At 41.1% G+C, this 22,282-nt stretch carries 15 protein-coding genes and 1 tRNA gene; 15 read left to right on the forward strand and 1 reads right to left on the reverse strand.

Going from position 1 to position 22,282, the window contains the following annotated elements; all coding sequences use genetic code 11:
- The first annotated feature begins 46 nt into the window (after nucleotides 1-46).
- From pepF to ACTQ54_RS00725, 7 genes are all read left to right on the forward strand, one after another.
- Nucleotides 47-1,846 (forward strand): oligoendopeptidase F, encoded by a 1,800-nt coding sequence (pepF, locus tag ACTQ54_RS00695; protein ID WP_441753917.1) that lies wholly within the window; start codon nucleotides 47-49, stop codon nucleotides 1,844-1,846.
- A gap of 200 nt (nucleotides 1,847-2,046) precedes the next feature.
- Complete coding sequence (locus ACTQ54_RS00700; RefSeq protein WP_441753918.1) at nucleotides 2,047-3,219, forward strand: 3D domain-containing protein; 1,173 nt, start codon at nucleotides 2,047-2,049, stop codon at nucleotides 3,217-3,219.
- A gap of 161 nt (nucleotides 3,220-3,380) precedes the next feature.
- Nucleotides 3,381-4,346, forward strand: coding sequence for a nuclease-related domain-containing protein (locus tag ACTQ54_RS00705; protein WP_441753919.1), 966 nt, complete (start codon nucleotides 3,381-3,383; stop codon nucleotides 4,344-4,346).
- A 609-nt stretch (nucleotides 4,347-4,955) separates the two neighbouring features.
- Nucleotides 4,956-5,879 carry an RluA family pseudouridine synthase gene (locus ACTQ54_RS00710; RefSeq protein ID WP_441753920.1) on the forward strand — a complete coding sequence of 308 codons (924 nt, stop codon included), beginning with the start codon at nucleotides 4,956-4,958 and terminating at the stop codon, nucleotides 5,877-5,879.
- A 33-nt stretch (nucleotides 5,880-5,912) separates the two neighbouring features.
- Complete coding sequence (locus ACTQ54_RS00715) at nucleotides 5,913-7,238, forward strand: MBL fold metallo-hydrolase (RefSeq protein WP_441753921.1); 1,326 nt, start codon at nucleotides 5,913-5,915, stop codon at nucleotides 7,236-7,238.
- A gap of 1 nt (nucleotide 7,239) precedes the next feature.
- Nucleotides 7,240-8,820 (forward strand): bifunctional metallophosphatase/5'-nucleotidase, encoded by a 1,581-nt coding sequence (locus tag ACTQ54_RS00720; protein ID WP_441753922.1) that lies wholly within the window; start codon nucleotides 7,240-7,242, stop codon nucleotides 8,818-8,820.
- Nucleotides 8,821-8,893: 73 nt separating this feature from the next.
- Nucleotides 8,894-9,232 carry a DUF896 domain-containing protein gene (locus ACTQ54_RS00725; RefSeq protein ID WP_441753923.1) on the forward strand — a complete coding sequence of 113 codons (339 nt, stop codon included), beginning with the start codon at nucleotides 8,894-8,896 and terminating at the stop codon, nucleotides 9,230-9,232.
- A 598-nt stretch (nucleotides 9,233-9,830) separates the two neighbouring features.
- Here ACTQ54_RS00725 and ACTQ54_RS00730 read toward each other — a convergent pair.
- A complete protein-coding gene (locus ACTQ54_RS00730; RefSeq protein WP_441753924.1) occupies nucleotides 9,831-11,288 on the reverse strand; it encodes an NCS2 family permease in 1,458 nt (485 codons plus the stop codon).
- Nucleotides 11,289-11,463: 175 nt separating this feature from the next.
- Between ACTQ54_RS00730 and ACTQ54_RS00735 the strand changes: the two genes are divergently transcribed.
- The 8 genes from ACTQ54_RS00735 (at nucleotide 11,464) to ACTQ54_RS00770 (ending at nucleotide 22,272) form a co-directional block, all read left to right on the forward strand.
- A complete protein-coding gene (locus ACTQ54_RS00735; RefSeq protein ID WP_441753925.1) occupies nucleotides 11,464-12,183 on the forward strand; it encodes a metallophosphoesterase family protein in 720 nt (239 codons plus the stop codon).
- Between the two features lie 3 nt (nucleotides 12,184-12,186).
- Nucleotides 12,187-14,361: a Tex family protein gene (locus ACTQ54_RS00740; protein ID WP_441753926.1), complete on the forward strand. Its 2,175-nt coding sequence runs from the start codon at nucleotides 12,187-12,189 to the stop codon at nucleotides 14,359-14,361.
- Between the two features lie 27 nt (nucleotides 14,362-14,388).
- Nucleotides 14,389-15,462 carry a S66 family peptidase gene (locus ACTQ54_RS00745; RefSeq protein ID WP_441753927.1) on the forward strand — a complete coding sequence of 358 codons (1,074 nt, stop codon included), beginning with the start codon at nucleotides 14,389-14,391 and terminating at the stop codon, nucleotides 15,460-15,462.
- Nucleotides 15,463-15,566: 104 nt separating this feature from the next.
- Nucleotides 15,567-15,648: transfer RNA gene (locus ACTQ54_RS00750), tRNA-Leu, on the forward strand.
- A gap of 1,266 nt (nucleotides 15,649-16,914) precedes the next feature.
- Entirely contained in the window at nucleotides 16,915-17,511 is a 597-nt protein-coding gene (locus tag ACTQ54_RS00755; protein WP_441753928.1) for a hypothetical protein, read from the forward strand.
- Between the two features lie 276 nt (nucleotides 17,512-17,787).
- Nucleotides 17,788-18,588, forward strand: coding sequence for an AAA family ATPase (locus ACTQ54_RS00760; protein WP_441753929.1), 801 nt, complete (start codon nucleotides 17,788-17,790; stop codon nucleotides 18,586-18,588).
- 20 nt (nucleotides 18,589-18,608) lie between these two features.
- A complete protein-coding gene (locus tag ACTQ54_RS00765; RefSeq protein WP_441753930.1) occupies nucleotides 18,609-19,874 on the forward strand; it encodes a CapA family protein in 1,266 nt (421 codons plus the stop codon).
- A gap of 1,435 nt (nucleotides 19,875-21,309) precedes the next feature.
- The gene (locus ACTQ54_RS00770) at nucleotides 21,310-22,272 is read left to right on the forward strand and encodes an ABC transporter permease (protein WP_441753931.1); all 963 of its coding nucleotides are present in this window, start codon (nucleotides 21,310-21,312) and stop codon (nucleotides 22,270-22,272) included.
- The last annotated feature ends 10 nt before the right edge of the window (nucleotides 22,273-22,282 follow it).

The raw sequence follows: 22,282 nt of genomic DNA on the forward strand, positions 1-22,282 counted from the left end.
TTTCGATATGATAGAAACATAATTTATAGATAGAGAAGGTGTCTGAATGAGTCAAGCATTACCATTAAGAGAAGAATTACCCGTAGAACTAACATGGGATTTAAGCTTATTATTCCCATCACAAGCAGATTTTGAAACGGCCTTAAGTGAATTGAAAACGTCGATTGAGGCTTTTGCAAATAAATATAAAGCTACAAACTTCGATAAAGAGACATTATTGAATGCTTTAATCGATTATGAAAACATTCAAGAAAAAGTTTATCCAATTTATGCCTACGGTAGCTTAGGTTACGAAGTGGATAAATTAAATCCCGTTTACGAACAAAACGAACTCACGTTAATGAATTTTAGCGAATGGTTTGGTCAAACCATGGCTTTTTTCCAACCAGCGTTAGCTGAGTTGGATGCAGAGATATTTACTCAAGTGATCGAAGATCCAAAAGGGAGTCGTTATCAATATTACTTGAAGGAAATTGATCGTGTGAAGGGGCAGATGTTGAGTGAGGAAATTGAGGCCTTGTTGAGCGGTTTGCGCAGTTCGATTTTTAACCAATATCGTCTGTATGGCACCATGAAATTCCAAGATTTTACCTTTGATGAATTTGTGGCGAATGGTGAAACATATGCGAATTCGTTTCCGGCTTTTGAAGGGGACTGGGAAGCCCACGCCAATCCGGAAATCCGCCACAACGCTTGGAAGTCCTTCCACGATGGCTTACGTAAATTTGAAAATACTGCGGCGGCTAATTATATTAATCATGTTCAAACGGAAAAGAAAATGGCGACCTTGCGCGGTTTTGAATCTGTGATTGATTATTTATTATTCGACCAACAAGTGACCAAAGATGCTTACCACCGCCAAATCGACGTGATTATGGAGAAATTTGGTCCCGTGATGCAACGCTATGCGAAATTATTACAAAAAGAACATGCTTTAGAAAAAATATCACTGGCGGACATTAAAATGTCATTTAGCACCGAAGATTCGGCAAAAATTTCGGTCGAAGAATCTCGTAAAATGATCGAAGATGCCTTCCAAATTATGGGCGACGAATATTTAAGTGTGGTAAAACAAGCTTTTGATGAGCGCTGGATTGATTATCCAATGAATAAAACTAAGTCTACTGGCGGATTCTGTTCAACCGTTTATAATGGACCTTCTTATATTTTGCTGAATTGGACGAGCTTGTTGAGTGAAGTATTGGTTCTCGCCCACGAATTAGGTCATGCAGGACATTTTAACTTAACTAACAAAAACCAATCTGTTTTAACACCAGCAGTGAGTACTTATTTTGTTGAAGCACCATCAACGGCCAACGAAGTGATTATGTGCCAATATTTATTGAATCAGCCGATCGAAGACAAGCAAAAACAAATTTTAATCGCAGAATTTATTTCACGGACTTACTTCCATAATATGGTGACTCACTTATTGGAAGCCGACTTCCAGCGTAAAGTTTACACAGCCGTTGACGCCGGTGAATTACTAAATGCGGCTCGCTTAAACGATTTCTTCCGTGGAACTTTGGAAGCTTTCTGGGGTGACGCCGTTGAAGTTAATCCGGGCGCTGAATTAACATGGATGCGTCAACCACACTATTTCATGGGGCTTTATCCTTATACTTATTCTGCCGGCTTAACGATTGGTACCCAAATCGGCCAACGCATTGCAGCTAAAGATGAAGATGCGATTAGTAAATGGTTGGACGTCTTGAGAGCGGGCGGAACGAAAACGCCACTGGAATTAGCCGACATGGCAGACGTTTCTATGCACGACGAGCAAGCCCTGCTGTCCGCGATTGGCTACGTTGACCAGTTATTGGATCAAATTGAAAGTTTGGCCTAATATTACAGTCTCATTACAATTGTAACATTTCATTTAAATAAATATCTTTGCATGACAACTAAGTAACAAGATGAAACAAGTGAGTTAAAGCTAGATAACATCTAGCCTAACTCGCTTTTTTTGTTGGCAAAATGATGTATGATTAGCTAGCAAACATAAATTGGTTCATTTTTTGAATCAAACAAGGAGAGTTACTACTTATGAGAAAAAGTTTGAAAATAGCTGTTGCTGCCGTTACATTATCTGTAGCAACAATGAGTATGCCATTTGCTTCTGCCGCTAACTGGGTTAGCCGTTCGGACGAAGAAGTTGCTGCATCCGTTAATAATGCCATTCAAACAAATAATTCAATATATATCATTCAATGGGGTGATACATTAAGCTCCATCAGCCGCGCCACTGGATTATCTGTTTCTGAGTTAGCACAAGTTAACCAAATTGCAAACCCAGATTTTATTTTAGCGGGAGCTGTATTATTCTTTAATAATGTGAATCATACAATGACATACGTTGATCAAACAGGTGCTCACGATACTTATACCGTTGAAAACGACGCCGTTGTTGACCAAGAAATCGTATGGGAAGAACCGACTTACACAGAAGAAGTTGCAGAAGTTACTGAACCTGAATACGTAGTTGAAGATACAACTGAATGGGTTCCTGAAGAAACTGTAGAAGAAGACACAGCTTGGGAAGAAGTTGTGGTTGAAGAACCAGTTATTGGAGAGCCGGTTGAAGAAGACCTTGTGGTTGAAGAACCTGCTTGGGAAGAGCCTGCCGTTGAAGAGGAAGTTCCAGTTTGGGAAGAAGAACCTGTTGTCGAAGAACCAGTAGAAGAAGAAACTGAAATTGAAGTTCCTGTTGAGGAAGTTCCTGTAGAAGAGGAACCAGTTGAGGAAGTTCCAGTTGAAGAAGTTCCTGTTGAGGAGCCTGAAATCGAAGAACCCGTTATTGAGGAACCTGTAGTAGAGGAGCCCGTTGTTGAGGAACCTGTAGTAGAGGAGCCCGTTGTTGAAGAGCCAGTCATCGACGAACCAGTAGTTGAAGAACCTGTTGAAGAAACACCGACAGAAGATCCAGCTTCATATGGCCGTCCATTAACAGTCGAAGCAACAGCTTATTCACGTAACGAAGCTGGACTCAGCAATTTCACTGCTAACGGAACGGACTTACGTGTGAACGGCGCTGTTATTGCGGTTGACCCAACCGTTATCCCGCTAGGCACAACTGTTTACGTCCCTGGCTACGGCTACCTAACTGCCGCTGACACAGGTGGCGCCATCAAAGGCAACAAAATCGACATCCACATGGAAAATCTAGATGACGTTTACCAATTCGGTCGTCAAACAATTACCATTTATATCGTCGACTAATAAAATAAATATCACTGCAAAAAGCCCGTGTATCTTTGATAAAATGCACGGGTTTTTTGCGTTATTTATTTAAAAGAGAAAAATTTAATAAATAAAATAATGGAAATCGCGTTTTTTTTACGTATATATGAGTAAGGACTTAAAAAGGAGGTTGCTTACTGATGATCATTAAAACGCAAGAATATCAGTGGTTAGAAGAGTTACAATGTCGATTGGCGTTAACCAAGTTGGAAGAAAAGGAGATATTTATTCAAAGGGTTGGGTTTGAGGGAGAGCTTGAGGCGTTTAAACTGATTTCGGAATATAAACAGCACGATTGGCAATTGCTGAGTGGGCTACGGTTTACTCAGGGAATGTCGGAGATTCAGGTGGATTTGTTGCTGATTACGCAAGTGGGTTGGGTTATGTTTGAAGTGAAAAATTATGATTCGAATTATCACTATCGTGATGGGAAATGGCTGGTGAATGGCTTGCCTAAAACGCGAGATGATTTTGCTCAGTTGAATCGGACGTTGGCGATTTTGAAAAACGTCCATCAGCGAATTGGGGCTAGCGGTGAATTAAGTGGGAAATTGTTGTTCATTAATGAATCGGATACTGTTGAAATTGAAGGCGCTGAACCTGCTTTGTTTATAAAAAGGGCGAAACTCAAGGATTTCATGCGGCGGTTGGGCGAAGATTGTTTAAATTACTTGGATAATACGCATCAGATTGCAGTTGAGGCGAATTGGCTGAATGCCCACAGTGAGCCCGATTTGCATTTGCGGTCATTAACGGATGAGCGTTATGACAAAATGCGCAAAGGGATTTATTGTTGTCGTTGTGCGAGCTTTCATATTCAGTTTGAGCGCTATCATATTTGCTGCGAGTCGTGTGGTGCGGTTGAAGCGGCTGAAAAAGCTATCTTGCGGACGATTTGTGGTTATGGGATTTTGTTTCCGTATAAGCATTTAAACACTAGGGAGGTTTATAGTGTTTTTGGGGGACAAGTGCAGTATCGGCGCGTTAAAAAAATATTGAATAAATATTTTCAACGAAATGCATCGCAAGCGGGTTTTATTAATCCCGTTAAGAATTTTGAATATCAATTTGGTCATGTTAAATTTCATTATAACGACCATTTATAACTTTGATGATTATCTTTGAAATTGAAATTGAAATGGGAATGGAAATAGGAAAAATTTGAAAAAGTTAGCTTTTGAGAGAGAATATATTGTAAAAAGTTTTTAGATTTATTAACGAGTACCCAAAGTGACCCTCGTTTTTGTGACAAGTACCCAAAGTGTCCCTCGTTTTTGTGACGAGTACCCAAAGTGTCCCTCGTTTTTGTGACGAGTACCCAAAGTGTCCCTCGTTTTTTTAACGAGTACCCAAAGTGTCCCTCGTTTTTTTAACGAGTACCCAAAGTGTCCCTCGTTTTTGTGACGAGTACCCAAAGTGTCCCTCGTTTTTGTGACGAGTACCCAAAGTGTCCCTCGTTTTTGTGACGAATACCCAAAGTGTCCCTCGTTTTTGTGACGAGTACCCAAAGTGTCCCTCGTTTTCTCAACGAGTCCCCAAAGTGCCCCTCGTTTTTTCAACGAGTACCCAAAATAGCCTCGTTTCCCAAACGAGGCTTAATCATTCCCCTGTTTCACCCACAAAATCCAAAATCCCACTCAATACCCCACCAACATTTTCATTCTTTCACTCCTAAAAATCTGCTATACTACTAACTGTTAGTATTTAAGAAAGAAGTGATCATCATTCGCTCGAAAAAACGCAAAAATAACCAATCTGAAACCAAACACATGACCCACTATCAAGTTGAACAAGAAACCGAGCTCCTACAATTTTTACTGGACACCTTTCAACCACAACAAAGTCGGACAGCCATCAAAAAAATGTTAACTCGTGAACAAGTACACATCGACGGGCAACCCATTACACAGCACAATCATCCACTTAAGCCAGGGCAAACCATTGGCATCATCAACCAAAAACGTGCCAAACAAAAAACAGCACTGACTGAAATTCCGATTCTTTACGAAGATGATACCCTCATCGTCATTGACAAACCTGCGGGCATCTTATCCATTGCTGCCAATGATCCAAAAGCTGAAACTGCTTACAAGCAACTGACCGACTATGTTAAAATCCAAGACAGCAAAAACCGAATCTTTATTGTTCATCGCCTTGACCGAGATACATCCGGCGTCATGCTGTTTGCTAAAACAGCAGAAGCCAAAGAATTACTTCAAGCCAACTGGCAGAAATCAGTGTCTGAACGCCAATACACGGCTGCTGTCATCGGCCACGTCGCCAAGAAAAAAGACACTATTGAATCTTGGTTGTCTCAAAATAAAAACATGCAAATTTATTCGACACCTTTTGATAATGGCGGCAAACACGCAGTCACGCACTACCAAGTTATCCAACAAAACAAACAATACAGCCTTTTGGAAGTCCACCTAGATACCGGCCGCAAAAACCAAATCCGCGTCCACATGCAGTCCGTCGGCCATCCCGTTGTCGGCGACAGCAAATACGGCGGCAAATCCAGCGCCCTCAAGCGCCTCGGCCTACACGCCAACACACTCGCCTTCACCCACCCATTGACCCACGAAAAAATGTCCTTTAGCTCAAAAGTCCCAAACAGCTTTTTTCAATTAACCAAATAAATATCACTGCTTTAAGCAAGGAGGAATCGACACATGCGACAAAGTCAAACCGTACTACAATTTTGGGGTGGTTTAAATACCATCGGGGGAAATATCATCAGCATTCAATATGAAAACTATCGAATCATTACCGATTTTGGTGCTTTAGCGGGTGTAAACAGTGATATTTTGACAGAAGAAGCAGACCTGGCTGACTTGATTGATACAAATAAAGTTGCTGCGATTCCAGCCTTATATAGTCGCGAGCGCCTCGGCAGTCACTCGCTTCCAAGCTTTGAAGAATCTGAAATCAAGACCATTATTTGTTTATCGCATTTGCACTTAGACCACCTTGGTAGCTTTGCCCAATTGCCAGCCGAAATACCAGTTTATGCCTTAGAAGAAGCTGTGAATTTTTATCACCAGTTAGCAGAACAGCAGTTATTACCTACTTATAAGGTCAATTGGCAAGCAGTTACGCCTCGCGAAACCATCACATTTGGACCATTCACCATTACGTTCCATCCAAGTGATCATGATACTTTGGGAGTCGCAGCGATATTTATTCAAACGCCAGAAATAAAAATTATTTATTCGGGGGATTTGAGGGTGACGGGTTTTCATGCGGACGAGGTTTACGACTGGGCGTTGGAGGGGCGTGCCTGGGAGGTGGATGTGCTATTGCTTGAAGGGACGTCGTTTTCGTCGCTTGGGCGGCCGGTGAATTCTGTGGATGAGCGTTTGGATGCAATCATCCATCGCTTGAAAGCTCCAACTGAGACCAAATTAATGCAGGAAATAGCAGCGATGTTGCAACAATATTCTGATAAAGTGTTCGTCTTTAATGGCTATCCGCAAAATATGGAAAGAATTTATTATTTAGGGGAAGTGGCGGCGCACCAACACCGTCAATTGGTTCTAGATCCGCGCTACTACGCCTTATATCAATACCAATACGGCGAAAAAACTTGGGTGCAGCCAATAGGAGACGGTGGCGTCGCTTTAGAAAATATTCAAGCGAATCCACAACATTATGTCGTGCAAGTGGATTATGATGCACATGACTTTATTTTTGATATTCCTGCAGGTATTTATTTGCATTCGAACGGAGTGCCTTTGGGGAGTTTTGATCCGGAATATGAACCGTTTGTGAAAAAAATCCACGAGGCAGGATGGTTGTTTGTTGATGCTAATGTGTCGGGGCATGCTTATCCAGCGGATTTGATTCAGTTAGCTTATTTAATCAAGCCGAAGCTTGTCGTGCCTTGGCATTCTTTCCAACCGGAAGTCATGACTGCAGAACTAGAAAAATATGGCTTGGCGACTTGGTTACCGACCTACGAAAAAGAGTACAAAGAACTACCAGGATTGGAGGAGTAATATGACAACTTTTAGTATTTTGATGACATCCGATACACATGGTTACTGGCTGAATTCAGCAGAGGGGACGCCAGATAATTTATTGAAAACCGCGCAGGGCTTGAAGGAATTAAAAGCGCAAAAAGAGCATCCAACTTTGATGATTGATTTAGGTGATTTTATCCAAGGCTCATCTTTTGCGACCTATATGTATAAAATTCGCCAATCGGGTACTTTTTTTGCCCAAGCGATGAATGCGATTGGCTATGACTATCAAATTATTGGTAACCATGAGTTTAATTATGGGGCGGACTACCGCCAAAATGTGTTTGCCGATTTGAATGCGGCTATTTTGAACAGCAATATGGTGACAGCTTCGAACCAGCAAGCTTTCATTGGTCAGCCGTATGCGATTCATGAAATCGATGGCCTGAAAGTTGGGATTATTGGCGCAACGACGCATTATATTCCTAACTGGGAATTACCAGCCCACTATGATGGCATCGAGTTTAAAGATGCTTTCACAACCGTCAAGCACTATGTCAATATCTTGCGCCCACAAGTTGATGTACTAGTCGTCGCCTACCACGGTGGTTTTGAAGCTGACTTAACCGATTTTTCACCGCTAGAAAAATTAACCGGTGAAAACCAAGGGGCGAAAATGTTGCAAGAAATTGATGGCATCGATGTCTTGCTGACCGGTCACCAACACCGTCAAATCAATCAAAAAGTAGGATCCACCTGGGTGGTTCAACCTGGTTTTGGAGGTGAGCTAATCGCCGATATCACCATCACAGTTGACGAGCAGAAAAATGTTCACATCAATGGGCAACTGCACCCGACAACAAATTACACAGAAGATCTGGTCCTAAAACAAACACTCAAAGCCGACCTAGAAGCGGGCAATACTTGGCTGCGAACAGTCATCGGCCACGCGCCCCTGACGCCAACGACCAACGACGTTTTCGAAGCACGCGTATTAGGCCACCCCTACATCGAGATGCTCAACCAAATCCAATTGTACGAAACCAGCGCCCAACTCAGCGCGGTCACACTCGTCAACGACTTTTTCGCGGCCTTCACGGGGGACATCACCAATGAAATCCTCCTCCTCAGTTATCCTTATTACAACCGCATCGCTAAAGTAAATATCACTGGTTCTGAGTTAACTGAAGTGATCGAATATGATTTGGAATATTTAATGCTGAATGACCGGGATGAAATCATCGTCAATCCAACTTACATAGATCCAAAGCCACGCCACTATAATTTTGATAGCTATAGCGGGATTCAAGTAACAGTTGATTTAGGTCAGCCGTTTGGACAACGTGTTATTTCTATTATCGATGAATCAACTGGGGAGCCAATTATTGCGGATGCCACTTATTCCATTGCACTTTCACAATACCGGGCTGCTGGTGGGGGCGATTATGAGCAGTTTCATGTCGATAAAATTGAATACTTATCTGAAAATGATGTTGCAGGCTTGTTGGTTGATGCAGTCTCAGGCAAGATTCAATTAGATTGGGAGGCGATTAATCGTAACTACCGCCATTGGAACTACCAACCTCCATACCCATTATTCAAATACCCACTTGACTAAACAGAGTCAATATAGTACAATTAAGAAGTTGTGTAAGCAATGATATTTATTTTAAAAGAAGGAAGTGAAAGCAATGCACATGGAATTAGTTTTAGATGGCATTAATTATTTTGCGAAAAAAGAAAAGTTTTACGGCTTGGACGAGAGAGAAAAAGACTTGCAAGCAGAATTACGAGATGAATATTTACGCTTATTCCGCATGGCTTTTTCCGATCAAATTGAGCACGTGAAAGTGGTCGACATCGAAGGCACGGACGTGACACCGGCAAAAATGAAAGCCATCCAACGTGGCAAACAAATTCACGGCCGCCATTTGGATGCAAAAGCGAAATCCGAAAAAGCTGCGATGGAAGACCTCATTGCCAAAGCACAAGCCTTTCTCGACGAATGCGATGAAAAATCAAATAAATAATTTTAAAAACCTCGTTGAACGAGGTTTTTTGTTTGGGGAAATTTAGGGGGTGGGGTGGAGGTGAAGGGGGGCCGTTTAAAATGGTGGGAATCTATTGGATCTGACGAGAAATTGGGTTCTTAGGCGTCAGCAAGTTGGGCATATGCCACCACTAATGGCCAAAAACTGGTTAAAGTTGGCCGCATTCCTTCGTCACTGGCCATAAATTGGAGGAAGTTGGCCAAATTCCAAAGTAGCATATCCTGAAAAATGTTTCTATCAACCTGATCAGACGAACCCTGCCTTATATCCGTCTAACCCTTGCCTGATCAGACGAAAACCTAAATCATATTCGTCAGATCCCCGCCTGATTAGACGAACCCCTGCCACAAATCCGTCTAATCCCTGCCTAATCAGACGAACCCCAGTCTTATATCCGTCTAATCCCCGGCTGATTAGACGAACTCCTGCCTGAAATCCATCCGATTCCCAAGTTTATTGGCACCATACGACTCTCATGCTAACAGTTTTTCCAAATTGTCTCCACCCACGTTAACACCTCAACTCAAAAAAGCCCCCAAACTCACAAAAGAGTTTGGGGGCTTACATCTTTATATTCCTATAAAGTAGCCATGATAATAAAGTTCAGAATAAATAATACGATTGATACCCAAAGGATCCAGTGAACTTCACGTGCTTTACCTTGAACAATTTTTACTAAACCGTAAACGATAAAGCCGGCTGCAATTCCGTAAGAAATGGAATAAGTTAAGCCCATAAAGATTGATGCAAAGAAGGCAGGAGCAGCTTCAGCAAAGTCGTTCCAATTGATATCACCAAATGAACCTACCATTAAAATACCCACAATGATTAAAGCTGGAGCTGTTGCAGCTGCTGGAACCACGCTAATTAATGGTGCTGCAAAAGCAGATAAGACGAAACAAATTGCAGTAACCACAGCGGTTAAACCTGTACGACCACCTGCACCAATACCAGCTGCAGACTCGACGTAAGTGGTTGTATTTGATGTTCCGAATAAAGCACCAATAATTGTACCAATGGAGTCACCGAACAAGGCTTTATCCATTTTAGAACTGAAACCTGAACCTTCAGCTAAAGCTTTTTCATCTTCAGCAGAGAAAATACCTGTTTTACGACCTGTACCAATAAATGTTCCGATAGTATCGAAAATATCAGAAAGTGAGAAAGCAAAAATCGTCATCAATACCAATGGTAAGCGGGAAGCATCACCAAATAATGAAGGCAGACCTTCAGGCTTAAAGATTACTAAGAATGTTTGACTTAAATCAGCGAAAGCATTAGCTAATGAGTTGCCAGCAAAGTCAATTGCAGATAGGTCAACTACACCTACGACAATGGCTAATAAGGTTGTCACAACAATTCCGACTAACATATCACCTTTAACCTTGCGTAACATTAAAGCAATGGTTAAAAATAATCCAAACACCGCAACTAAAGTAGCCGGATTAGTAAAATCAGCTAAAGCTGGTAGGGTACCTGAGTTTGCGACAATGGTGTTAATACCGCCTTCTAAGTTAGCGGCAGCTGGAGCAGCGTTATTTATTGAAAGGATTTGTGGCCCTTCAACGGTAAAAGTAAGTAAATCTGCGTTTTTAATCCCAACATAACCGATGAAAACACCGATACCTGCAGAAATCGCATGTTGTAGAGATTCTGGAATGGCAGTGATTAATAATTTACGAACTTTCGTTACCGTAAGTAATACGTTTAACACACCACATAAAAAGACCATTGATAGTGCTTCTTGCCAAGTGAATCCAAGCCCAAAAACGACTGTAAAAGTGAAAAATGCATTTAATCCCATTCCTGGTGCCAATGCATAAGGAACGTTCGCAATTAAACCAATCGCTAAAGTTGATGCTGCCGCAGCGAAAATGGTTGCTAAAAAGACAGCTTGACTTGGCATGCCGGTTTGCGACAACATTGCCGGGTTAACGAAAATGATGTAGGACATTGCCAAAAATGTTGTGATACCTGCTGTAATTTCTCTTGCGACCGTTGTATTGTTTTCCTTTAATTTAAAAAAGTTTTCCACTTAAAGCCTCCTAAAAGAATTTTATAAACAAATTATAACGAAAACTTTAGGAAGTTCAAACTAAAATCAAACCTTTTAAAATAAATATCTTCAAACGTTCGTGTTTTTAGATAAATGCTTGAAACCAACTTATGCTATAATAAAGGGTAGTGACTTTTAAAGGAGGTAGGAGGCCGTGACAAAAGAACTAGCCTTTGTTGTTGGAGATATCCATGGAATGAACACAGCATTAGAAGCTTTACTAGAAAATTGGGATAAAAACACGCAAGAATTAATTTTTGTGGGAGACTACACTGATCGAGGTGAAGATTCAGCGGCTACCCTCAAAAAAGTTTATGCCCTCCAGCAAGAGCATGGAGCGATTTGCTTGCGTGGCAATCACGAGCAACTATTTCTTGATTTTCTAAACCATCCTAATATGAAATGGGAACTCTACCAAAGGAACGGCGGGGCAACGACTTTGAGCAATATTTTGAATGTGCCCGAAAGTCAGATCAATGCCTTTAATGCTGACCACTTAGCCAAAGAAGTCATGCAAACTCTCCCTTGGTTAAAGGCTTGGTTAGAAAACCTTCCTTATTATTATGAATTTGGTGATTTTATTATTGTACATGCCGGAGTCGACTTAAGTCTAGAGGACTGGAAAGACACCAAGCCTTATGATTTTATTTGGATCCGTGATCCTTTCCATGATGGCGAAAATAACACCAACCGTACCATCATTTTTGGTCACACGCCAACGGTGAACCTAAATCAATCAGTTTCCATTTGGAAAAAAGACAATAAAATTGGTATTGATACGGCAGCGGTTTATGGAGGTCGTCTAACGGCTATTACGATTGATCAACACCAACATCTTGAGACCTATCAAATTGAAACACAAAAGGAGAATTAACGCATGGAAGTTACCACAGATAGCAATGCTATTATTAAACAAATTAGTCAAGAAGTGAAAATCAGCCAACCACAAATTCAAGTGGTTCTAGATTTGTTGAATGATGGCAAAACCATCCCATTTATTGCCCGTTACCGAAAGGAATTAACGGGTTCTTTAGATGAAGTACAGATTCACGACATTCAACAACGCTACAATTACGTTGAGCAACTAAATGAACGGAAAGAAGAAGTTCACCGCTTAATCGACGAGCAAGGAAAACTAACCGAAGAGCTAGTTGAACAAATAAATATCGCTGCGACACTTCAACAAATCGAAGATATTTACAGACCTTACAAGCAAAAACGCCGTACCAAAGCCATGATTGCCATTGAAAATGGCTTGCAACCTTTAGCAGACTGGATTTTAGATCCGGATGATAATGCAGAAACACTAGAGAAAAAAGCAGCGTTATTTATTAATGAAGAGGTTGTAGGGGTTGAAGAGGCTCTGGCGGGAGCGCATGAAATATTGGCGCAGGATGTGTCGGAAAGGGCGGAATACCGTGAGTTTATGCGGAAGTTTTTCCGATATAATGCCGAATTGGTGACCTCTGAAAAGGATGCGAGCTTGGATCCGCAGGGTGTTTACCAAATGTACTATGATTACCAGGAACAAATTCAAAAAGTTCGGGAATATCAAGTATTGGCGATTAATCGGGCGGAAAAAGAAGACGTTATTTCGGTGAAGATTGAAGTGAATCCTGTAGGGGCGCAAAATTATATGGAGAAGCGTCATATTCCGGAAGGTTTGTCCGAAGCGAAAGCTGATTTTGTACGTACTGCAATTGAAGATGCCTATAAACGATTTATTAAACCTGCGATTGAACGTGAAATCCGTAATGAGTTAAATGAAAAAGCAGACAAGCAGGCTATTTCGGTCTTTAGTGAAAACTTACGTAATTTGCTGCTGCAACCACCATTGAAAGGTTATGTGATTCTTGGTTTTGACCCGGCTTACCGGACTGGTTGTAAGTTGGCAATCATTGATGCGACAGGTCGCGTTTTAGATAAGGCGATTATTTACCCGCATAATGGGGAAGGTGCTCGTCAACGGGCAAAAGCTGAATTGAAAGAGTTGATTCAAAGCTTTGCGATTGAGGTCATTGCGATTGGGAACGGGACAGCCAGCCGTGAATCCGAACAATTTGTGAGTGAAGTGGTGAGTGAAATTGACCGTGAAGTTCGCTTTATCGTTGTGAGTGAAGCAGGGGCTTCTGTCTATTCGGCTTCGAAAATTGCTCGTGAGGAGTTTCCAGATTTTCAAGTAGAAGAGCGGAGTGCTGTTTCGATTGCCCGTCGTTTACAAGATCCATTGGCGGAATTGATTAAAATTGATCCGAAATCGATGGGGGTTGGCCAATACCAACACGATGTGGCGCAAAATATGCTGAACAATGAGTTGGATTTTGTGATTAATATGACGGTTAACCAAGTCGGTGTGGATATTAATACTGCCTCGGTGCCACTCTTGCAGCATGTGTCCGGTTTAACGGCAGCAACAGCTGAAAATATTGTTGCTATGCGGAATGAAAATGGGTCATTTACAAACCGTAAGCAAATTAAGTCGGTGAAGCGTTTAGGTCCAAAAACATATGAGCAAGCGGTTGGTTTCTTACGAATTTTAAATGGTGAAAATCCTTTAGACCAAACCAGCATTCACCCTGAATCTTATCCGACTGCCATGGCGGTATTGGATCAATTGAATCTTGATGTTGAGGAAATCGGAAGTGACGAAGCGATTGTGAAATTGAATCAATTAGATCGGGTAGCTTTCATTGCTCAACATGCGATTGGTGAAGAAACCTTAAACGATATTATTGAAGGATTAAAAAATCCGCTACACGATATTCGTGACCAACAGGACGCTCCGATTTTACGTTCGGATGTTTTAACGATTGACGACTTGGAAGTGGGCATGCAATTACAAGGGGTTGTCCGTAATGTGGTGGACTTTGGTGCCTTCGTTGACATCGGTGTGAAAGAAGACGGCTTGATTCATATTTCGAAATTATCTAAGCAGTTTATTAAACATCCGTCGGAAGCCGTTGCCGTTGGTGATATTGTTGACATCGAAGTATTATCAGTGGATAAGAAAGCACAGAGAATTGGTTTAAAACGTGTATTTACGAAGAAATAAAGAGATATTTATTAGGGGTGGGCTTGAATGCAAAAAGTGAAGGCTTTGCAAAAAGGGGATAAAGTTGCGATTGTGAGTTTGTCCAGTGGGGTGTTGGGGGAGGAATCGTCCCAGCATCAACTCGCTTTAGGTTTGGAGCGCCTGCGGGCCTTCGGCCTTGAGCCGGTTGTGATGCCGAATGCCCTGAAAGGCATCGATTTTTTAAATAAATATCCCCAAAAACGCGCTGAAGATTTAAAAGCTGCTTTTTTGGATGAAGAAATTAAAGGGATTATTTGTAGCATTGGTGGAGACGACACTTATCGTTTGACTGAGTTTTTGCTGGAAGATGCGGAATTTGTTGAGGCGGTCGTTAAGCAGCCAAAGCTTTTCACTGGATTTTCGGATACAACTGTCAATCATTTAATGTTTTACCGCTTAGGAATGGTGAGTTTTTACGGGCTTAATTTTCTCAATGACTTGGCTGAGTTGGGACCGGAGATGTTGCCTTATAGTCGGCAAACTTTTGAACGTTATTTCGGGGACGAATCGCCTTACGTTATTGAATCGAGTTCGATTTGGTACGAAGAACGGACTGATTTTTCTGTCGCTGAATTGGGCGTCCAGCGTGTGTCACATGAAGAATTGCAGGGACATGAAGTCTTGCGAGGCGAAGGACGGATTCAAGGGGCTTTGCTAGGAGGTTGCCTGGAAAGTTTGTATGAATTGCTGGAAGGCGAACGTTATCCAGACCAAGCGGTGGTTAGCAAACGTTATCGGCTGTTTCCAGAAGTGGATGAGTGGAAAGGGAAGTTGTTCTTTTTTGAAACGAGTGAAGAAAAGCCGGAACCTGCTTTGTTTCGCAAGATGTTAATGCGATTTAAGGAATGGGGGATTTTTGAGCAAGTTAGTGGTTTAATTGTAGGTAAGCCGCAAAACAATGTCTATTACGAGGAATATAAGACGGTCTTGCTTGAAGTGACTGCCGATGAAGATTTACCGATTTTGTACAATATGAATTTCGGTCATGCATATCCACGCGCTGTATTGCCCTACGGTTTGCAGGCTGTCTTGGATTGCGAGAAAAAACATTTGGAAATGCTTGAAGGAATGTTTGCGTGAGTGGTTTGTAGTTTGTTTCTGCTTTTGGGGCGATTGCTGATTGACAAGCTGGCGCTTTATAAAGTACAATTAAGGTTGTGCTCGTAAGGCACCTTTCCAGTCCCGCGGTCGTGGCGGAATGGCAGACGCGCTATCTTGAGGGGGTAGTGAACAATGTTCGTGTGGGTTCAAGTCCCATCGACCGCATTAATATTTATGTGAAAAGCCTATGAATGTCGGTAAGTGTAGTGCACCCCGAAAGTTGGATTTTTAACTCTAACTTTCGGGGGTCACCTCAAAGTCGATGTTTGTGGGCTTTTTTGCATTGAGATTGGATAAGAAATATTTATATTTTGTTAGTGTTTCGAGTGTTAAAATGTTAGTATGAAAGTGGATTGAAGTGAAAAGATTCACTAGGTGAAGTTGTCTTGTGGAGTTGAGGAGGTAATTGAATTGAAGCTTGGGAATAATCATTTGGAAATGGCTCAATTGAAGAGGAATCATTGAAGGAATATTTTGGTGAATAATATTCTGAAGAACAATTAATAAAGCTAGATCAGCTTTCGTATTTAGAAATCATTATCGAAACAATTTTGAAGGATATATTGTTGAACAATTTCGAAATGAAAGTGGAATATACGTTACTTTATACGATGAGAATTTAACATTCAATGAAAATCTAGCTATTTTCAATTCTGTTAAGGAAGAAACAAGTGAATTAAATGATATTCATTTCTTGATAGGTGGTTAATTTATGTTTGATTGGAATGATTATAAAAACATGCTAATCAACTGATTGAAAATATTGAAGATATTGAGAGTCATTTAAGAGAATCTGTATATAGGACAGCAGTGAGCAGAATGTACTACGCTTATTTTCATAAAATAAGAAATTAAAATGGACATTTTGGTCTATCTGACCATTCTTTTAGTAGAGATTCGCATGAAAAAAATATTCAAAAATAAAAAAGAAAAAACAGATTTATTAGATAAAAATGAATGAAATAAATTATGTAGTTTAATGATGGATTTTAAAGGATATAAAAATTAAGCTGATTACAATCCAAGTGTTGGATTTTCAGATAAAAGAATCAATTATATTTTTGAGATATTCACATCTCAAATGGATGAACTCTTAAAAAATTTGATATAAAAACTAAATCAATGTAATGAAAAATGCTGGATTTTGTCCGGAATTTTTTTGCTTTTTTTGTTGTTTGATTTATAATTCAGTTAATTAAGTCATAAAGAAAATATTATTTAGTTTAGGTGGTATTAAAAGTTGTAAAAGATTTCATGAGTTTGTTAAACGCGTTATAGGTAAATCAAAAAGGTATGTCGCATTCGTCAAATCGCTTCATTTTTACAAAATTTTAGTAGTCAGTTTTTTATTGCAATTTATCTGAAAAATGAGTGGTTTTAATTTGCAATATACATTTGGCGTGAAATCATTCCTTCCGCGTTAGCAAGAGGATGTATCTAACAGGGCAGGTTGGTGTCAGGATAGTTTTTGGCAAGAGAATAGACGAAAGTCAAGGCTCAAACTGTCAGATTGTCAGGAGAATAGACGAAATTCAAGGTTCTAACCGTCAGATTGTCAGTCGAATAGACGAAAGTCGAGGCTCAAACTGTCCGATTGGCAGTCGAATAGACGAAATTCAAGGTTCAAACCGTCCGATTGTCAGTCGAATAGACGAAATACGAGGCTCAAACTGTCCGATTGGCAGTCGAATAGACGAAATTCAAGGCTCAAACTGTCAGATTGTCAGTCGAATAGACGAAAGTCGAGGTTCAAACCGTCCGATTGGCAGTCGAATAGACGAAATTCAAGGTTCTAACCGTCCGATCGGCAGTCGAATAGACGAAATTCAAGGTTCTAACCGTCAGATTGTCAGTCGAATAGACGAAATACGAGGCTCTAACTGTCAGATTGTCAGTCGAATAGACGAAATACGAGGCTCTATCTGTCCGATTGACAGTCGAATAGACGAAATACGAGGCTCTAACTGTCCGATTGACAGGCGAATAGACGAAATTCATGGTTCTAACTGTCTAATTAAGATTTCCTAGATAAGATTCTTGTTAGCCAAACGGGTTATAAAGAAATCAAAAAGGTATAACGCGTTTATTAAAGTAAGCAAGATAGATGATGAATAATTTCTCATAGATGGGGAAAATGTTTGGGCTTTATCGACTCGTCGGTAAAACGAAGCTAAAGTATTAAACTCGTCTCCACCCACTCAAGGTATCAATGATGAAAAATATAAAACATACCAGCCGTTCCCAACTGTATCATCGAAAACCAAAATCAAACGCAACTACTATAATATAGAAAGGAAAAATGGAATGTTACTCAAATCAATCCAATACCAGCTCCCATCCGACGAACCCCTACAACAAAACTTTCCTTATAATCTGCCATGGTTAAAAGATCTCGAAACCTTTGAGTTATCCCGACCTGTCACCATTTTTGTAGGCGAGAACGGTGTGGGCAAATCGACCCTCATCGAAACCATTGCTTATCTTGCCCAAGCGATTACCTTAAACAACCGTGGCTTTAACCAATTGGATGAGTACAAATGGGTGCGTGAATTCGCAACACAATTCAAATTAATTTGGCACAATCGAAGGCAGTCAGGTTTCTTTTTTCGTGCAGATGATTTCATCACTTTTATTCGTGAAACAAAAGAACGCAAGCAAGAAGCAATTGATGCCCTAGCCGATATTGACCGACGTGATCCTGAAGGCTTTTCAATGGAACGCATGCCTCATGCCAATACTCTGTATGAAATGAAGCAACTTTATCCGACTGATTTGTCAGATCTATCGCATGGCCAGTCCTTTATAGCTTTGTTTCAAGCTCGTCTCCGCCCTAAAAGTCTTTATTTTCTAGACGAGCCGGAAACGCCTTTAAGCCCGCAAAATCAATTAGCACTCTTGCTCCTAATCGACGAGTATGCTAAACTCGGCAGCCAATTTATCATTAGTACGCATTCACCGATAATTATGGCCTACCCTGAAGCTGCTGTTTTTGAATTATCAGACAGTGGCTTACAGCAAACCAACTATCAAGAAATTGAACACGTTCAATTTATGCAAAGTTTTATGCAAGACCCTCAACGCTTTATGTACCACATGTTCAAATAAATAACTTAATGGAGACCATCATGAAAACAAATAGACTATTTCTAACATTAGCAGTGATATTTAATTTAGGTATGCCAATCGTTCAGGCTGAAGGTGAAGTACCCAAAACTTTGGATCATTTGCCGGCAAAAGAGCAGTTTGAGCCATGGCAAGGTCAAGAAGGTGAGCTGCGCCTGCGGTCGTTTGGTGATTTTTTAATCCATGACCGTGTCAGCTGGATGGCAGATAAATCGAGTTGGCTGTATGAGGATGCTATCGCGCGATTAGAAGCCGAAGGCCTGTGGGAAGATGGCATGGTGCCGGGTGCAGAGGAGGTTTCTGCGACTATTGCAGGTTCTGAGGACTACGATTTTATGCCGATGTTAGCCCGGATTGCACCTTTTACCAGCTATGCGGACGTCACGGTAGCAAATCTTGAAATTATTGCTGCTTATCCGGACTTACCGATTTCAGGTTATCCGCAATTCAATGCCCCAGGCTCGGTCCTTGAAGCGATGAAGGCGATCGGCGTTGACCTCGTTTCAAATGCGACTAACCACACATTGGATTGGTTTTCAGATGGGGCGATTAGTTCAATCAACAACCTAGAAACATTAGACATTTTGTACTCAGGAAGCTACAAAGATCAAGACGACTTCCAAACTCCAAGAATCATCGAGAAAAATGGGATTAAACTTGGCTTCCTCTCCTATACGTATGGGACCAACGGCATTCCGATCCCTTACGGCGAGGAATATATTGTAAGTATGCTAGACCTGGATGTTATTTTGAGTGAAGTCGAATGGCTGAAACCGCAAGTCGATGCCGTTGTCGTTACTCTTCATATGGGACCCGAATACGGTGAATGGCCTGATGACCAACAACAATACTACTTCCAAGCACTCAGTGATGCCGGCGTGAAGTTAATTTTAGGTGGTCACCCCCACGTTTTACAGCCTCTAGCGTGGCTGAATGAAGACGAAACTTTTGCCATCTATTCCCAAGCAAGCTTTTTAACTGGCCAACGTGAACTTGAAAACAAGCAAGGTGGCATCACGGAAGTCACCTTTAAAAAAGATGAGCAGGGCGAGGTTTATGTGACGAATCCTAAATTCATGCCTACCTTCGTCTTAGGAGTCGAAGCTGAAAAAATGTACGAAACCGTCCCCCTAGCGGACTACGACCGCTATGCCATTCCCGACGGCGCCTGGTGGTGGGACACCTTATCCGCTCGCATGACCCAGCTGACCGACCAAGTCGACATTGTTACCCACTTAGAAACCCAATGGACCCAAGAATCTAAATAAATATCGCTGCTAAAACTAGCTTTTATCAAGAGTTTGGATAAAAGGTTGCTGCTAAATAAAAAAAACAGAAATCATTTATGAGTGAATGATTTCTGTTTTTTATTGCATTAATTTTTGTTTCTGCTTTTTAGGTTCTTGTTGCAAAAATGAGTAACGTTTTTACTACTTGCCGCTGAAATAGTTGGCCCGCGGTCGGATGAAAAGTGGGTTTCATCCGAGCGGCTGGTGCGCGTTCGTTTGAAAATTTGGTTTCATCCGAGCGGTTAGTTGGCGCTCGTTTGAAAAGAGGATTTCATCCGAGCGGCTGCCTCGCGCTCGTTTGAAAAGTGGATTTCATCCGAGCGGTTGATGCGCGTTCGTTTGAAAATTTGGTTTCATCCGAGCGGTTGTTGTGCGCTCGTTTGAAATAGTAGTTTCATCCGAGCGGCTGGCTCGCGGTCGGATGAAAAGGTAGTTTCATCCGAGCGGCTGGTGCGCGTTCGTTTGAAAATTTGGTTTCATCCGAGCGGTTAGTGCGCGTTCGTTTGAAAAGTTGGTTTCATCCGAGCGGTTGTTGTGCGCTCGTTTGAAATAGTAGTTTCATCCGAGCGGTCGGTGCGCGGTCGGATGAAAAGTTGATTTCATCCGAGCGGTTGGCTCGCGTTCGGATGAAAAGTTGATTTCATCCGAGCGGTTAGTGCGCGGTCGGATGAAAAGTTGGTTTCATCCGAGCGGTTGGCTCGCGGTCGTTTGAAAAGTTGGTTTCATCCGAGCGGTCGGTGCGCGCTCGTTTGAAAAGTTGGTTTCATCCGAGCGGTTGGCTCGCGTTCGGATGAAAAGTTGATTTCATCCGAGCGGTTAGTGCGCGCTCGTTTGAAAAGTTGGTTTCATCCGAGCGGTTGGCTCGCGGTCGTTTGAAAAGTTGGTTTCATCCGAGCGGTTGATGTGCGGTCGGATGAAAAAGTTGTTTCATCCGAGCGGTTGGCTTGCGCTCGTTTGAAAAGTTAGTTTCATCCGAGCGGTTGGCCTGCGCTCGTTTTAAACAGTCGCCTACCTCCCACCCCTCAGCAAAAATTGAAAACGCAAACAAAAATCGTTATAATACAATTAATAAAGAAAAAAATATCAATATTATTAAAAGAACAAGACTTCAAACCACATGAACACCCTAACATCCTCCTACATAATAACAAAAAAAACAATCAACTATAGCATCACTCGCCTAACCACCAAAATGATTTTACATCAATTTATTTACAATTCTTCCCCGAAATAATAATTTCTCATTAAGATAGTGCAAAAAACTTCAAAAAAAGTTCAAATTACAGCAACAGTAATATGTTAAATTATTCTTAGTTGATAGAAAAGTTTTAATAATCAAAATGAAAGGGGTTGCGAGCAATCGAGTTTCAAAACGATGACCAATTTCTATTGATTAAATCAAAGGAGGCAAATTATGCAAGTGAATGCAGTTAGTTCATCGCCAGGTGGGCTACCAGACAAACAACGTCAACGTGATTTGAAACGTAAGAATTTCAAAAAGAATATTCCGTTTCTCATTATGATGCTTATACCGTTAACGCTATTGCTCGTTTTCAGTTATGGACCAATGTATGGGGTGTTGATTGCCTTTAAACGATACTCGCCAGGTCTAGGTATTTTAGGAAGTCCTTGGAATAACTTTGATCACTTTCACCGGATGTTTTCAGACTTCACCTTTACAAGAGCTTTAAGAAATACGTTATGGATTTCGTTCTTGAAAATTTTATTCGGATTCCCAGCACCTATATTATTAGCTTTAATGCTAAATGAATTACGTTTTGTTCGCTTCAAAAAAGTAACCCAAACGATTTCATATTTACCTTATTTCTTATCATGGGTAATTATCGCTGCGATGATGATTGAGATTTTCTCACCACAAAGAGGTATCATTAACTACATCGTGACTTTATTTGGAGGACAACCGATTCACTTCTTAGCAAGTAGAAAATGGTTTGTTCCAATTCTGGTTATCACAGATATTTGGTCAGGGATCGGTTATGGCTCAATTATTTATTTAGCGGCTATCACTGGGGTTGACCCAGCTTTATATGAAGCAGCAGAGCTTGATGGGGCATCACGCTTTGAGAAAATGCGTTATATTACAATTCCGTCAATTATGCCAATCATTTTGGTAATGTTTATCCTACGTGTGGGTGGTATTTTAAGTGCTGGTTTCGACCAAATTTTAAACTTGTATAACCCATCTGTTTACGAAGTGGCAGACGTTATTGATACTTATGTTTACCGTGTCGGTTTAATCGACTTTAACTTTGACTACTCAACAGCCGTTGGGTTATTCCAAAACTTTGTTGGCTTGATTATGGTTGGAACGTCTAACTTCATCGTTAGAAAAACAACAGGTCAAAGAATCTTATAGAAAGGAAAAT

Origin of the sequence: Fundicoccus sp. Sow4_H7 (genome assembly GCF_052115865.1) — a bacterium.
Taxonomy (GTDB): Bacteria; Bacillota; Bacilli; order Lactobacillales; family Aerococcaceae; genus Fundicoccus_A.